General features: G+C 63.0%; 10 protein-coding genes. 5 read left to right on the plus strand and 5 right to left on the minus strand.

The window, feature by feature from the left end:
• Positions 1–198: 198 nt before the first annotated feature.
• From V6M61_RS10555 to V6M61_RS10565, 3 genes are all read left to right on the plus strand, one after another.
• On the plus strand, positions 199–792 hold the full coding sequence (locus tag V6M61_RS10555) for an ABC transporter ATP-binding protein (protein ID WP_442957764.1): 594 nt from the start codon (positions 199–201) through the stop codon (positions 790–792).
• Between the two features lie 254 nt (positions 793–1,046).
• Positions 1,047–2,087, plus strand: coding sequence for a MerR family transcriptional regulator (locus V6M61_RS10560; RefSeq protein WP_332776531.1), 1,041 nt, complete (start codon positions 1,047–1,049; stop codon positions 2,085–2,087).
• Positions 2,088–2,106: 19 nt separating this feature from the next.
• A complete protein-coding gene (locus V6M61_RS10565; protein WP_332776532.1) occupies positions 2,107–3,534 on the plus strand; it encodes a carotenoid oxygenase family protein in 1,428 nt (475 codons plus the stop codon).
• A 120-nt stretch (positions 3,535–3,654) separates the two neighbouring features.
• Here V6M61_RS10565 and V6M61_RS10570 read toward each other — a convergent pair whose 3' ends face one another.
• From V6M61_RS10570 to V6M61_RS10590, 5 genes are all read right to left on the minus strand, one after another.
• Complete coding sequence (locus V6M61_RS10570; protein WP_332776533.1) at positions 3,655–4,428, minus strand: TerC family protein; 774 nt, start codon at positions 4,426–4,428, stop codon at positions 3,655–3,657.
• Positions 4,429–4,755: 327 nt separating this feature from the next.
• Positions 4,756–5,106: a HepT-like ribonuclease domain-containing protein gene (locus V6M61_RS10575; RefSeq protein WP_332776534.1), complete on the minus strand. Its 351-nt coding sequence runs from the start codon at positions 5,104–5,106 to the stop codon at positions 4,756–4,758.
• Complete coding sequence (locus tag V6M61_RS10580) at positions 5,075–5,392, minus strand: nucleotidyltransferase family protein (RefSeq protein WP_332776535.1); 318 nt, start codon at positions 5,390–5,392, stop codon at positions 5,075–5,077. Before V6M61_RS10580 ends, V6M61_RS10575 begins: the two co-directional genes overlap by 32 nt.
• A 129-nt stretch (positions 5,393–5,521) precedes the next feature.
• Positions 5,522–6,262, minus strand: a complete 741-nt coding sequence (locus V6M61_RS10585; RefSeq protein WP_332776536.1) for a LytR/AlgR family response regulator transcription factor — start codon at positions 6,260–6,262, stop codon at positions 5,522–5,524.
• A 19-nt stretch (positions 6,263–6,281) separates the two neighbouring features.
• Complete coding sequence (locus tag V6M61_RS10590; protein WP_332776537.1) at positions 6,282–7,343, minus strand: sensor histidine kinase; 1,062 nt, start codon at positions 7,341–7,343, stop codon at positions 6,282–6,284.
• A gap of 191 nt (positions 7,344–7,534) precedes the next feature.
• On the opposite strand from V6M61_RS10590, the gene argH reads away from it, so the two are divergent.
• Together argH and V6M61_RS10600 are read left to right on the plus strand one after the other, a co-directional pair.
• A complete protein-coding gene (gene argH, locus V6M61_RS10595) occupies positions 7,535–8,932 on the plus strand; it encodes an argininosuccinate lyase (RefSeq protein ID WP_332776538.1) in 1,398 nt (465 codons plus the stop codon).
• 361 nt (positions 8,933–9,293) lie between these two features.
• Complete coding sequence (locus V6M61_RS10600) at positions 9,294–15,248, plus strand: alpha-2-macroglobulin family protein (protein ID WP_442957763.1); 5,955 nt, start codon at positions 9,294–9,296, stop codon at positions 15,246–15,248.
• Positions 15,249–15,264 lie beyond the last annotated feature (16 nt).

A 15,264-nucleotide genomic window follows, 5' to 3' on the forward strand; every position in this document is an offset into this window, starting at 1 on the left:
CACCCGATTGAGCCGCCCTGGCGCGTGCTGGCGGCGTTGCTCCTCCTTGCAGGCATCAGCCTGCTGCCTCGTCACGCCTTGCCAGCCCACCCCATGACGGCCCACTCGGGCGCGTCCAACTGCGGTTTCTAGGTTGAAAAGGACCGTCACATCAAACATACCGCCACCATCACACCAGCGCTTCTACAGGTTGAAGGTCTGTGCTTTAGCTACCCCGGGTGCAAGCTGTTCACCGGCTGGTCGACTTCCATCTTGCCCGGCGTCACCCTGGTACGCGGCGGTGACGGGCGCGGCAAGACCACGCTGCTGCGTTTATTGGCGGGTGCGCTGCCAGCCGATGCCGGACGGCTGCAGGTCAATGGCTTCAACCTCCAAGACCAGCCGGTTGCCTACCGTCAGCAGGTGTTCTGGGCCGAACCGCGCTCGGATGCCTTTGATCAAATGACGCCGGTGGAGTACTTCGAATCCCTGCGCGGCCGCCATGCCGGGTTTGACGGTGAGGTGTTGGGCGATCTTGTCGATGGCCTGGCCTTGGCTCCGCAGATGAACAAGCAGCTCTACATGCTGTCAACCGGGTCGAAACGCAAAGTCTGGCTGGCTGCCGCCTTCGCATCGGGTGCCGCCGTCACGCTGCTGGACCAGCCCTTTGCGGCGCTTGACAAGGCGTCGATAGGCCTTGTTCTGGAGCTTCTGGAAGATGCCGCGGACCACCCTGCTCGCGCATGGGTCATCGCAGATTACGAGGCACCCGGCGACGTGCGCCTGGCGGGCGTCATTGATCTGGGCGACTGAACAGACCTGCCTTGGCTGAGCTGCCGGCACAAGCGCATCTGTTGGTGCAGACAGCGCCCTGAAGCGTCAGTCGCTATTAATTCAATAGCTGCCTGCACCCAAAGGATAAGGGCTGGAGGAACTTTTTGCTCATGAAAATGTGAAATCCTCCTGCTGAGCCGCAATCCCGAATGCCACTCTCAGGAAACAACCCAATTTGCTTGACCCTCTCGTAGCGGCACGGTTTACGATGCCTTCAACTTGGAGGATCTGGCATGTTTTTGAAGATTGGCGAGCTGGCCCGGCGCACGGGCCTGACGGTGCGCGCCTTGCGTCATTACGGTGACATCGGTCTGTTGATTCCCTCAGCGAGGTCGGAGGGCAAGTACCGGCTGTACGGCCGCGAGGATGTCGCCCGGCTGTATCGAATTCAGGCGCTCCGGCGCCTGGACATCTCCTTGACGGAAATCGGGGCCATCCTGGACAAGGATGCTGGCGGGCTCTCTGAAGTCGTGGCCCAACAGCTGTCTTTCCTGGACCACCAGATTCGTCAGGCGACGGCGTTGCGAGCCCACCTCGTCGAGCTACAAAACCAGTTGCAGGGCAGCACGGAGCCAGCGGTGGACGACTGGCTGGTGGCGCTGGAGAGCATGGTCTCCGGTTCCAAATATTTCAGCGACGACGAACTGGCCAGATTGAAAGCGCAGCGCGGCACGCTCGCGAAAACCGTCCAAACCGAGAAAGCCGAACTGGCCTCCACCCTGCGGAAGTTGATTGACGCCAGGGTTTCTCCAGACAGTGCCGAGGGGATCGCTTTGGCGCGCCGCTGGATCGAGCTGCTTCTCGATGAAGCCGGCGGCGACGAAGGCGTGCTGATCAGGATGTACGCCATGCACTGGAACGAGCCGGCCTTGCATTCACTCACGGGCATCCACCAGGCGGGCATGACGTTCATCTCGCACGCCATGGCCTACAGCCGCTTGAACCTGTATGCGGGTTATTGCAGTTCCGATGAGATGGCGCGCCTTCGCAGGCACTACGTCGAGCAGACCGACGCCTGGCCGCCCCTCATCGCGGAAATACGAAGCCACATGTGTCAAGGCGCTGCGCCGGACAGCGTGGACATGCAGGCGCTGGCGCGTCGCTGGCAAGCACTCTCCCTGGCCAAGGCCTGTGGAAACCCGCAATTGCTATCGAAACTTCAGGCAGCGTTTCAGAACGAGGCCGCGCTGCGCCTCGGTTCGGGCATCGATGCGCCATTGATGGCTTATGTCAACGAGGCCATCCGGCAGCTTGAATCACCAGAAGCCCCCTAGGCAAACCATAGAAAGAACCATGAACTCGACGAAACCAGCCCATCCTCACTTCTTCACCGGCAACTTTGCGCCTATCCACGAGGAGCACCACCTCCCCGCACTGGAGGTGACCGGCGACATACCGAAAGAACTTTCCGGGGCACTCTACCGCGTGGGACCCAACCCCCAGTACGCACCGCGGGACAACAACTACCACTGGTTTTCCGGGGACGGCATGCTGCACGCCTTCTATATCGAAGAGGGGCAGGTTTCCTATCGAAACCGCTGGGCCCGCACGCCCAAATGGGAACTGGAGAACCACGCGGGGCAGGCACTCTTCGGTTCCTTCGGCAACCCCGCCACCAGCGCCCCCAGCGCACTCGGAAAAAACAGTGGCACGGCCAATACCAATGTGGTCTGGCATGGCGGTCGACTCTTTGCACTTGAAGAGTCTCATCAGCCCTTCGAACTCGACAGCCGCACGCTCGAATCAAAGGGGCATCAGAGTTTCGGCGGCCGGGTGAATGCGCGTTGCACCGCCCACCCGAAGGTCGATGCCGAAACCGGAGAACTGCACTTCTTTGCCTACTCGCCCGAAGGCCCCGGGACGCCCGGCATGCTCTACGGGGTGATGGACGAGAACTGCGAGGTCACTCGCCTGCAATCTTTCGATGCACCTTATGCCAGCATGGCGCACGACTTCATGCTGACGCGCAGGCATGTGCTGTTTCCCATCATGCCCCTGACGACCAGCGTGGAACGCGCCATGCGCGGCAAGCCGTTGCTGGCGTGGGAGACGGACAAGCGGACCCATGTGGGCGTGCTGGGGCGAGGTCAGCCGGCCGAGACGCTGCGCTGGTTCGAAGCCGAGGCCTGCCATGTGTTTCACGTGATGAATGCATGGGACGATGGCAACACCATCGTCGCCTATGTCATGCAGTCCGATGCCGCGCCCGGATTGCCCGACGCGGAGGGCCGCCCCGGCGACCCGGAAAGAATGGCTGCCCGCCTTTGCCGCTGGACCTTCGACCTTGCAGGTGACAGCCCAGGGTTCCAGCGCGAGTATCTGGACGACCTGGTCGCGGAATTTCCGCGCATCGACGACCGGTACGCGGGCCTTCGCAACAGGTACGGCTTCTACACCTGCCATGCGAGCGCACGCGCCAGGGACGATTCGGAAAGCATTCTGTACGACAGTCTCGCCTGCTTCGATTTCGCGACCAGCCAGCGGAAAATCTACACGCTACCTGCGGGCGACGTCGTCTCGGAACCGGTGTTCGTGCCGCGCTCCACGGAGGCCGGCGAAGGTGATGGCTGGCTGCTGGCGGTGGCCTGGCGCGAACAGGAAAACCGCAGCGACCTGTTGATACTCGACGCCATGAACGTCAGTGCGGGGCCGCTGGCGATCGCCCGCTTGCCGCATCGCATTCCGTTTGGATTTCATGGGAATTGGCGGGCCAACACCTGACGTGCCGGGCGGACCTTGTAGTGCACCAGAGTCCCGCACACGACCTGTGTTCACTATCAAATTAATAGCTGCCTGCGCACGATGTCCAAGGGCTGGAGGCCGAAATAATGAGAAGAATCCTCACTCTGGCCGTTTCGCGCCGGAGCGATCGTCGGCGGCGTAAGACGCTCGCAAATGCGCCGGTTTGGCAGTGCGCCGCCGCATGCGGATGTTGAGCATCTCCACCCCAATCGAAAAAGCCATTGCAAAGTAAATGTAGCCCTTGGGCACATGGTGATCAAAGCCTTCGGCGATCAGCACCACGCCCACCACCACCAGGAAGGACAGGGCCAGCATCTTGATGGTGGGGTGATCGGAAACGAAGCGTCCAATGGTGCCGGCGAAAATCATCATCAAACCGACCGAAGCAATGACCGCAGCAATCATCACCGCCAGACTGTCCACCATGCCGACCGCCGTGATGATGGAGTCGAGCGAAAACACCATGTCAACGACCATGATCTGAAGAATCACCGCGGTAAAAGTCGCCTTGACTGCATTGGAGCTGTGGCCTTCTTCGCCTTCGAGCGATTGATGGATTTCACCGGTGCTTTTCCAGATCAGGAACAGGCCACCGGCGATAAGAATCAGGTCGCGGCCGGAGATTTCCTGCTTCAGAACACTGAAAAGCGGCGCCGTCAGGCCAATGATCCATGACAGCACCAGCAGCAGGCCGATGCGCATGAACATGGCCATGAACAAGCCCAGGCGCCGCGCCAGCTCCTGCTTGGCCTTGGGCAACTTGTCGACCAGGATCGAAATGAACACGATGTTGTCTATGCCCAGTACCAGCTCCAGCGCGGTGAGCGTGGCAAAGGCAATCCAGGCTTGTGGGTCGGACAGCAGTTCAATCATGGCATCTCCCTTGGCTTGGTGCTGATAGTGCGCATTACTCAGCAGTCCGAAAGTAGTGCGACATACTTTGTCATTCTGAGCGCAGCGAAGGATCTCGGTATGCTGGCAAGATTCTTCGCTGCGCTCAGAATGACAGCATGGCTGGCGTCGCCTTCGTTACGGACTGCTGAGTAATGTCCCGGCGATTGCGTCACATGATGCGCTGGTTCATGCAATTTAGCCAGCCGGCGCCCCATCGCTTCGCAGCGGCCTGGGACCCCAGGAATTCGCCCATCGGTTTCAGGTCATCCATCCGGTCGCAAAGGGGAAATTGAAGTCAGATTTCAGTTAGCCACTGGCGCGATCATTCAGCAAGCCGCCCAACTCCGTCTTGAGCAACGGCAAATCTTCCATGACCGTCTGGTACACGATTTCATCATCCACCGCATCGTAGCCGTGAATGATGCGGTTTCGCAGGCCGATGGCAAGCTTCAGATTGCTGAGCTGGTTGGGCAAGCCGGGCTCCAGCTTTGCGAGGCGCGAGCAGGCCTCCCCCAAGATTTCGAGTTGCCGTTCCACGGCAGAGCGGCGCATCTTGTCCGCCAGGTATTGATCCAGCGACGTATCGGCCAGAAACGCCTGCGCCGCGCTGATCGCATCGAGTGCGTCAACCAGCAGCTTCGGCGCTCTGTCGGTCATAAATCAGGGTGCGGCTGCGGTTGACCGCCTGCTGGAAGTAGGGGTTGCGGATGTAGCGGGGGTTTACCAGATCAACATGGCGCCCCAGCAGTTGCTCCAGCGCCTCGGCCAGGTCAATCCAGCGCCGGGCACGCGAGCCCGGGGCCTTGGCATCCAGCTCCACCAGAAAGTCATAGTCACTGGAGGCCGGGTCAAACTCCTTCCCCGTGGCCGAGCCGAACAGTTCAAGATGCGCCACCCCATAGCGCTCACACAGCGCCACGATACTGGGCAATTGATGGCTCAATGAGGTATGCACAGGCAAATTATCGAGCAAGTGCTTATTTACGGCAATGCGCGCTCATTCCGACTGTCTTGCCTGCCTCGGGCGCACACGCCGCATGCAACCGCACCGGCTTGGCCGGTCAAGGTATCCTCAGCCGGCAATGGCTTCCCGCACCGCACTGAGCTGCCGCCGAGACACCGCGAGCAGCTCATCAATGCCGTTGAGCCGCACGGCCCAGCCCTCGCCCTCTTCGGGATCAAAGTGCTTTTCGAGGGCGCGTACCGCGCGCCGTGCAATCAGCGCGTTGCGGTGAATCCGCATGAAATGCCGGGCATGACGCTCTTCCAGCTCGTTCAGCGAGCCGTCCAGGATGTAGCTGCGGGTGGCCGTGCGCACGGTGATGTACTTGAGCTCGGCCTTGAGGTACAGCACCTCGCTCAGCGGCACCCGCTCGGTGCGGCCGCGGTCCTGGATGAGCAGGATTTCCTGCGGTAAATCGGGCTGCAAAGCACGATTTGCCTGCAGCAGGCGCTCTACTTTTTGCAGCGCCTGCTGCAGGCGCTCAAGCCGTACGGGCTTGGTCAGGTAATCCACGGCCTCCAGTTCAAAAGCCTGCACCGCATGCTCCGGGTGGGCCGTGACAAACACCACCGCGGGCGGATCGGGCAGTTGAACAATGGTCTGGGCCAGTGCCACGCCGTCAGCACCGGGCATGTGGATGTCCAGCAGCACCAGATCAAAGCTTTCGCGGCGCAAGGCTTGCACGGCTTCGACGGCGTGGACCGCTTCCCCCGCCACGCTGGCCTGCGGCCCGCTGCAATCACCCAGCAAGGTACGCAGCCGCGAACGGGCCAGTGCCTCGTCATCAACAATCAAGACCTTGAGCGTCATGGCAATGTTCCATCCTCTTTCATGCGGGAATTTCCAGTCTGACCTGAAACACACCATCCTTGAAAGCGGTCTGGAACTGGGCCTGCACATCATGCAGCAGCAGCAGGCGCTCACGCACATTGGCCAGCGCCAGGCCATGACCGCGCTCGCCCACGCCCGCCGGCGTCGAGTTGGTCACCTTGACCACCACCACGCTGCCGCGGCGCGTGGTGGAGATTTTGAGCTGCGCACCGGCCGCGCTCGGCTCCACGCCGTGCCTGACGGCATTTTCAACCAGCGGCTGCAGCAGCAGCGGTGGCAGCTTGGCCTGTTCGGCCTTGGGGTCCAGGTTCCACTGCACCTGCAGGCGATCACCAAAGCGGATCTGCTCAATCGCCAGATAGCGCTGCGCCAGCACGATTTCCTGCCCTAGCGTCACGGACTCGGCCGGGTCGGCCAAGGCATGGCGAAACAGCTCGCTCAGGTCTTCGAGTACCGCCTCGGCCTTGGCGGGCTCGGCGCGCACCAGCGCAATCGCGCTGTTGAGGGTGTTGAACAAAAAATGCGGCCGGATGCGCGACTGCAGCTCGGTCAGCCGCGCCGCCGTGGCCGCCGGGGTGCGGGCCTTGGCTCGCCAGACCAGCCCGGCCACCAGCACGAAAGACAGCAAGGCGCCGGCGGCGGCGCTGGCCCACCAGGGCGCCGGTTCCAGCAGCCCCATCAGGGCCAGCAGGCCGCAGCCGTACAAGCCGGCCACAGCGCCCAGGCTGATGCCGGCCAGCCACTGGCGCGCAGGGTCCAGCCTGGCCAATGGCACCTTGAGCGCACAGGCCGCAATCAGCCAGGCCAGCGTGGCCGGCAGCACACCGCCCGTCAGCAGGGAAAAGCGCAGCAGCCAGTCCAGCAACTGGCTGGTGCCAAACATGGCGCCCACCCCCACCACGGCCTCCACAAACAGCACGGCGCGCAAAATCACCCCTATGTGGCAGGCATCAAACACACTGGCGCGCAAAGGCCGTGGATCGGGTGCCAGCTCGCCCGGGACATGGTTTCCCAGCAGGGTGGACTCCCCAAAGCTTTGCGGATCGGGGGCGGGGTTCATGGGGTGCTGCAAGTCTTCTTTATGGTTGATCGGGCCACAGATAAAATCCAGGGCATGAGTATTGCACTGCTTGCCGTTTGCAACCACCCCCTAAAACCAGTACATCCAGCCAGAATAACGCACTTGGCGCTCCGATCGCCTGATAACGCCCGTCAATGCCCCGCCAGCGTTCCTCTCATAGAAAGCCCGACGTGAACCAATTCGACAAAAAATCCCAAGCCTGGTCCGCCCTGTTCTCCGAGCCCATGAGCGATCTGGTCAAGCGCTACACCGCCAGCGTGTTTTTTGACAAGCGCCTGTGGCAGGCCGACATCACCGGCTCGCTGGCCCATGCCGACATGCTGGCCGCGCAGGGCATCATCGGCGCCGGCGACCATGCCGCCATCCAGCAAGGCATGGCCCAGATCACGTCCGAAATCGAATCCGGGGCCTTTGATTGGAAGCTGGACCTGGAAGACGTGCACCTCAACATCGAAGCCCGCCTGACCCAGCTGGTGGGCGATGCCGGCAAGCGCCTGCACACCGGCCGCAGCCGCAATGACCAGGTGGCCACCGATGTGCGCCTGTGGCTGCGCGGCGAGATTGACCTCATCGATGGGCTGCTCACCGACCTGCAACAGGCGCTGGTCAACATCGCCGAGAAAAACGTCGAGGTGATCCTGCCCGGCTTTACCCATTTGCAGGTGGCCCAGCCCGTGAGCTTTGGCCACCACATGCTGGCTTATGTGGAAATGTTTGCGCGCGATGCCGAGCGCATGGCGGACGTGCGCAAGCGCGTGAACCGCTTGCCGCTGGGCGCCGCCGCACTGGCCGGCACCAGCTACCCGCTGGACCGTGAGCGCGTGGCCAAAACGCTGGGCATGGATGGCGTCTGCCAGAACAGTCTGGACGCCGTGAGCGACCGCGACTTTGCCATCGAATTCACCGCCGCCGCCTCGCTGGCCATGGTGCACATCAGCCGCATGAGCGAGGAACTGGTGCTGTGGATGAGCCAGAGCTTTGGCTTTATCGACATTGCCGACCGTTTCTGCACCGGCAGCTCCATCATGCCGCAGAAGAAAAACCCCGACGTGCCCGAGCTGGCGCGCGGCAAGACCGGCCGCGTCGTCGGCCACCTGATGGGCCTGATCACCCTGATGAAAGGCCAGCCCCTGGCCTACAACAAGGACAACCAGGAAGACAAGGAGCCGCTGTTCGACACCGTGGACACGCTGAAAGACACGCTGCGCATTTTTGCCGAAATGGTGGGCGGCATCACCGTCAAGCCCGAAGCCATGGAGCGCGCCGCCTTGCGGGGCTACGCCACCGCCACCGATCTGGCCGACTACCTGGTCAAAAAAGGCCTGCCTTTCCGCGATGCGCACGAAACCGTGGCTCATGCGGTCAAGGCCGCCATCTCGCACAACGTCGATTTGTCCGAGCTGCCGCTGGCCGTGCTGCAGCAGTTCAACCCCAAGATCGAAAAAGACGTGTACGAGTGCTTAAGCCTGCGCGGCTCGCTCAATGCCCGCAACATTCTGGGGGGCACGGCGCCCGCCCAGGTACGGGCCCAGATTGCGCGGCACCGCGCCCGTTTGTCAGCCGCCTGAGTTTCGTGGCTGGCGGGCCCTCTCCTCCCTGTCCCCGCTACTTTGTCACAGTCCAGGGCCTGCTCACCCTATTTTTGCAAATGCGAACGGGGTGAAAACAGTGCCAATCAAGGCGCGCGACGACGCCCAGACCGGGCGTCTGGGCTAGGAGTGCAACGCTGAGTGGCGCTGTTTTCACCCCGTTCCCGGAGGGTTGCGACCAAAAAGGCCATGCGCGGCGTTGCAAAGCCTTGTCGGGGTCTACCCCGACGGCGTTTTGCGCCTTGCTCATGGCCTTTTTGGCTCGCAACGCATCTTGCAAAAATAGGGTGAGCAGGCCCTGGCAATCTAAGCTACGCTTTCGCCCGTACAGGAGGAAAGCGTGGACGTTAAAACAATCATCAGGGGCGCTGCAGGTATTGCCCTGACCCTGGCCGCCTTCAGCAGCCAGGCCTTCCAGATCATCAGCCTCTCGCCGCAAGGTGAAGTGGCTCGTGTGCGCCAGGTGGTGGCAAAGTTTGACAGCAGCGCTGTCAACTTCGGGGACCCCAAGGCACCCGCCCCGCTTTCCTTAAGTTGCAGCGACGCGCAGGCCACCAAGGGCGCGGGCCGCTGGATCAGCGACCGGGAATGGGCGTTTGAATTTGAAAACAACCTGCCGCCCGGCGTGAATTGCTCGCTGCATGTCATCACCGTCTTCCAGTCGCCCAAGGCCGAGGCCATCACCGGCAACCTCACTTACAAATTCAGCACCGGCGGCCCTTTTGTCCAAACTATCCGCCCAGACACCTATCAGCGCATTGACGAAGAGCAGTACTTCCTGCTGCAGCTCAACGGCCCGGCCACCCTGCAAAGCATCAAGGACAAGGTCTGGTGCGCCGCCGACGGGCTCGGTGAGCGCATCCCCGTCAAGCTGATTGAAGGCAAGGACCGGGCTGAGCTGCTCAAGTCCCAGCACCTGGACAAGGCTGCCGGGAAAGACCCGCTCAAATTCGTCACCCTGGCCTGCAACCGGCGCCTGACTCCTGGCGCCAAAGTGCAACTGGTCTACGGCAAGGGCGTGAGCACGCCCAGTGGGGTGGCCAACTCGGTCGAGAAGCGCTTCAACTTCCAGGTGCGCGAACCGTTTTCCGCCAGCTTCAACTGCGAACGCGAAAACGCGCAGGCGGCCTGCCTGCCGATTCGCCCGATGAGCTTGTCTTTCAATGCGCCGGTGCCGCGCAAGCTGGCCGAGGCCATTCGGCTCAAATCCGACAAGGGCACGCTCAAGCCTGCGTTTGACAAGGCAGAAGCCGACGGTGACAGCGTCGTCAACCACGTCTCATTCAAACCTCTTTTCCCCGAGCAGACGAAGTTCACCCTCGAGCTGCCCAAGGACTTCAAGGATGCGTCGGGCCGCACCCTGCGCAATGCCGACAGCTTCCCGCTACAGGTGGCCACCGGAACCATGCCGCCGCTGGCCAAGTTTGCGGCCACGCCGTTTGGTATTGTGGAGCGCTTTGCCGAGCCCGGCGCCAAACCCGGTGACCCGGTGCTCTTGCCCGTGACCTTGCGCAATGTCGAAGCCGCATTGCCCGTCAAGGGCTTGACCCCCGGTTCCACGACCAGCGGCAAAGTCAGCGACCTGCAACCCAGAACCGACTCCGAAATCATTGCCTGGTTCCGCAAGGTGCAGCGCTATGACGGCTACGAAGTTTCGCGAAAAACGGCCGCAGCCGACGTCAAGGGCCCGCTGCCCACATCACTCGATGCCCGCGACCGGAACCACGTGCAGTCGCGCATGGTGTCCCTGCTGAACGGCCAGGCCGGCGTGAAGACACTGGATTTGCCCACGCCCGCCAACAACGACCCTAGACCTTTTGAAGTCGTCGGCATTCCGCTGTCGCCCGGCTTTCACGTGGTAGAAATCGCCTCGCAAAAGCTGGGGGCGTCGCTGCTGGACGAACGCCACGGCAGCAACCGGACCATGTACGTGCGCACGTCCGCGCTGGTGACCAACCTGGGCGTGCATTTCAAGCTGGGCCGCGAGAATGCGCTGGCCTGGGTTACCACCCTCGACAAGGGTGCGCCAGTGGCGGGCGCCACGGTGCGTGTGTCGGACTGCCGCGGCACCGAACTGGCCAAGGCCACGACCAACGCGCAGGGCATTGCCAATTTCAGCGGCTTGTCGCCCGAGCCGCCCCGCTGTTCCGGCGAAGACTACAGCAGCGCCTACTTCGTCAGCGCGCGCAACACGGCGGACCTGGCCTTTACCTGGAGCGACTGGCACAAGGGCATCGAGCCCTGGCGCTTCAATGTACCGACCAGCCAGGAGCCGCGGCCCGATGAGCGCGCCCACACCATTTTTGACCGCACCCTGCTGCGCGCCGGTGAAACGGTGTCCATGAAACACATCATGCGCACCGAGACCAGCAAGGGCTTTGGCTTGTCCGGGACGCCGCCCACCACGCTGGTGGTCACGCACGTGGGCAGCGGCCAGCAATACACCCAGCCCATCGTGTGGCGCAAAACCGCCACCGGCGGGCAGAGCGCGGAAAACACGTTTGCGATTCCGCCGGCCGCCAAGCTCGGCATCTATGAAGTAGGGCTCAAGGGTGACGCCAAAAGCGCCGCGCAGGGCCGCAGCCTCACCAGCGGGCAGTTCCGTGTCGAGGAATTCCGCCTGCCGGTGCTGGAAGGCCGTGTCACCCCGGCCGACAAGAAAGCCCTGGTCCATGTGAAGTCGGTGCCCACCGATGTGCAAATCAACTACGTGGCGGGCGGCGGTGCGGTCAACCTGCCGGTGCGCGTATCGGCCCTGGTGCGGGGCAAAACCTTGAGTTACAGCGATTATGAGGAGTTCAACTTCTCCCCGCCGCGCGAGCGGCGCGGTGAATCGTCCGAAGGCGAGGAAGAAACCACGGCCTCGCAGGACCAGCGCGTGATTGCCGACAAGCTGCCCCTGACGCTGGACAAAAACGGCGCCGGCAAGCTCACGATTGACAACGTGCCGGTGGCCAAGCAGCCGCAGGAGCTGCTGCTCGAAGCCACTTACGCCGACCCCAATGGCGAAGTACAAACCATTCGCAGCGTGTCGCCGCTGTGGCCGGCCGCGGTGGTCGCCGGTATCAAGACCGAAGGTTGGGTATCAAGCAGCCAGAAAATAAAATTCCAGGCACTGGCGCTGGATCTCAAGGGCAAGGCCGCGGCCGATGTTCCGCTCGAGGTCAAGGCCGTGGCGCGCATTGTCACGACCAGCCGCAAGCGCATGGTGGGCGGCTTTTACACCTACGACAACAAGACCGAGACCAAGGACCTGGGGCAAGTTTGCGGCGGCAAGAGCGACTCACGCGGCCTGCTGCTGTGCGAGACCAAACTCGGCGAGCCGGGCGAGGTGGAGCTGATCGTAACGGCCAAAGACAAGGACGGCCGCACCATTCAGGCCGCCAGTTCGGTCTATGTCACCAGGCAGGGCGAGCTGTGGTTTGGCGGCGAAAACCACGACCGCATGGACGTGCTGCCTGAGAAAAAAAGCTACCAGCCCGGCGAGACCGCCAAGTTCCAGGTGCGCATGCCTTTCCGCTTTGCCACCGCGCTGGTGGCCATCGAGCGTGAAGGCATCATAGACACGCAAGTGGTCCAGCTCAACGGCCAGGACCCGACGGTGAGTCTGCGGATCTTGGAAGGCTGGGGACCCAATGTGTATGTGAGCGTGCTGGCCCTGCGCGGCCGCCTGCGCGAAGTGCCCTGGTACAGCTTTTTCACCTGGGGCTACAAGGCGCCGCGTGAGTGGTGGACGTCGTTCTGGTATGAGGGCCGCGAGTATGTTGCCCCCACCGCACTGGTAGACCTGAGCAAGCCGGCCTTCCGTTTGGGGCTGGCCGAAATCCGCGTGGGCACCCGCGCCCACCAACTGGATGTGAGCGTGAAAGCCGACAAGGAAAGCTACCCGGTGCGCGGGCGGGCCTTGGTCACCGTCACGGCCAAATTGCCCAATGGCCAGCCCGCGGCGAATGCCGAGGTGGCCCTGGCCGCCGTGGATCAGGCCCTGCTGGAGCTGATGCCCAACACCAGCTGGAATTTGGCTGAAGCCATGCTGCAGCGCCGCGCCTGGGGCGTGGAGACATCGACCGCGCAAATGGAAATCATCGGCCGCCGGCACTACGGGCGCAAGGCCGTGGCGGCGGGCGGCGGCGGCGGGCGCAGCAACACGCGCGAGCTGCTGGACACGCTGCTGCTGTGGAATCCGAAATTGGTGCTTGATGCCAATGGGCAAGCCGTGGTCACGGTGCCGCTTAATGACGCCCTGACCACGTTCAAGATCGTCGCGGTGGCTGACGCCGCCACCGGCCTGTTCGGCACCGGCCAGACCAGCATCAAGGCGACGCAAGACCTGCAAATCATCAGCGGCCTGCCGCCGCTGGTGCGCGAGGACGACCAGTTCCGCGCGCAGCTCACCTTGCGCAACACCACCAGGGCCGCAATGAAAGTTGAAGTCAGCCCGCGCGCGACGCTGCTGGACCTTAAACCGCAGACCGTGGACATCCCCGCCGGCGAGGCGCGTGAAGTGGCCTGGATGGTCACCGCGCCCGCGCAACTGGCGCTCACCCGCGCCGAAGCCATCCTGTGGGAGATAGAGGCCAAGGACACCCTCTCCAGGGCACGCGACGGCCTGAAAGCCCGCCAGCGCATCATCCCTGCCGTGCCGCTCACGGTGCAGCAGGCCACGCTGGTCCAGCTCGATGGTTCATTCAACCTGGACGTGAATCCGCCTGCGGATGCGCTTCCCGGCCGTGGCGGCTTGAAGATGTCGCTGCAGCCCAAGCTCGCCGAGGGCATGGATGGCGTGCGTGACTGGTGGGCCAACTACCCCTTCATCTGCCTGGAGCAGAAAACCAGCAAGTCCGTGGGCCTGCGCGACAGCAAGCTCTGGCAGACCGTGGTGGCGCAGCTGCCCAGCTACCTGGACAGCGACGGCCTGGCCAACTACTTTCCGCCGCGTGATGGTGAAGCGAGCCGAGGCAGCGACGCGCTCACCGCCTACCTGCTGGCCGCCACGCACGAGGCGGCCAGCCTCAACCCGGCCTTTGCCCTGCCCGACGAGGCCCGCGCGCCCATGGAACGCGGCCTGATCGCCTTCGTGGAAGGCCGCATCCAGCGCGATTTCTGGAGCCCGCGTAAAGATCTCGACGTGCGCAAGCTGGCCGCGCTCGAAGCGCTGTCGCGCTACGGCAAGGCGCAGGCGCGCCTGCTGGGCAGCATCACGATTGCACCCAACCAGTGGCCGACGCATGCGGTGATCGACTGGCTCAACATCCTCAAGCGTGTGCAGGACGTGCCGCAACGCGAACAGCGCATGGCCGAGGCCACCCAGGTCCTCAAATCGCGCCTGAGCTACCAGGGCACCAAGCTCATCTTCAGCACCGAAAAAGACGACTACTGGTGGTGGCTCATGACCAACGGTGACGTGAACACCGCCCGCCTGATGCTGGCCGTGATGGACGATGCGGCCTGGAAAGACGACATGGGCCGCCTGGCCAATGGCTTCATCGCACGCCAGCAAAAAGGCGCCTGGCACACCACCACGGCCAACTTGTGGGGTGGCCTGGCACTCGACAAGTTCTCGGCGAAGTTTGAAGCCACACCGGTCGCCGGTGTGACCAAGGCGGCACTGACTGCGGCCAGCGCGGCCAACGTGGACTGGAGCAAGGTCGAGCGCGTCAAGACCAGCGACGCGGCTGGCGCCCCCAATCAGACCACCTGGTTTGGCGCGCCGGCCGCGCCCGGCAACCTGCGCAACAACAACATGTTCCTGCCCTGGGGCTCCGCTGCCAAAGACACGCTGACGGTGGCGCACCAGGGCGCCGGCAAACCGTGGCTCACGCTGCAGTCGATTGCCGCCGTGCAACTGAAGGCGCCCTTCAACGCCGGCTACCAGATCAAGAAAACTATCCAACCCGTGGAGCAGGCCGTCAAAGGCATCTACACCCGCGGCGACGTGATCCGCATCACCCTGGAGGTCAACGCCTCGGCCGACATGACCTGGGTGGTGATCAGCGACCCGGTGCCCGGCGGCGCAACCATCCTGGGCGGCGGCCTGGGCCGCGATTCCGAAATCGCCACCAGCGGTGAAAAGAAAACCGGCGTCGGTTGGCCGGCATTTGAAGAGCGCAGCTTTGAGGCCTTTCGCAGCTACTACGAGTATTTGCCCAAGGGCGTGGTGAAGATGGAGTACACCGTGCGGCTCAACAACGTCGGCGACTTCGCGCTGCCGCCCAGCCGCGTCGAGGCCATGTATGCGCCGGAGATGTTTGGTGAAATACCCAATGCCCGCGTCAAGGTGGAGGCTGCAAAGTGAAATCCAGCCCCGTGAA

It is taken from the genome of Polaromonas sp., assembly GCF_036676035.1.
GTDB lineage: Bacteria > Pseudomonadota > Gammaproteobacteria > Burkholderiales > Burkholderiaceae_C > Polaromonas.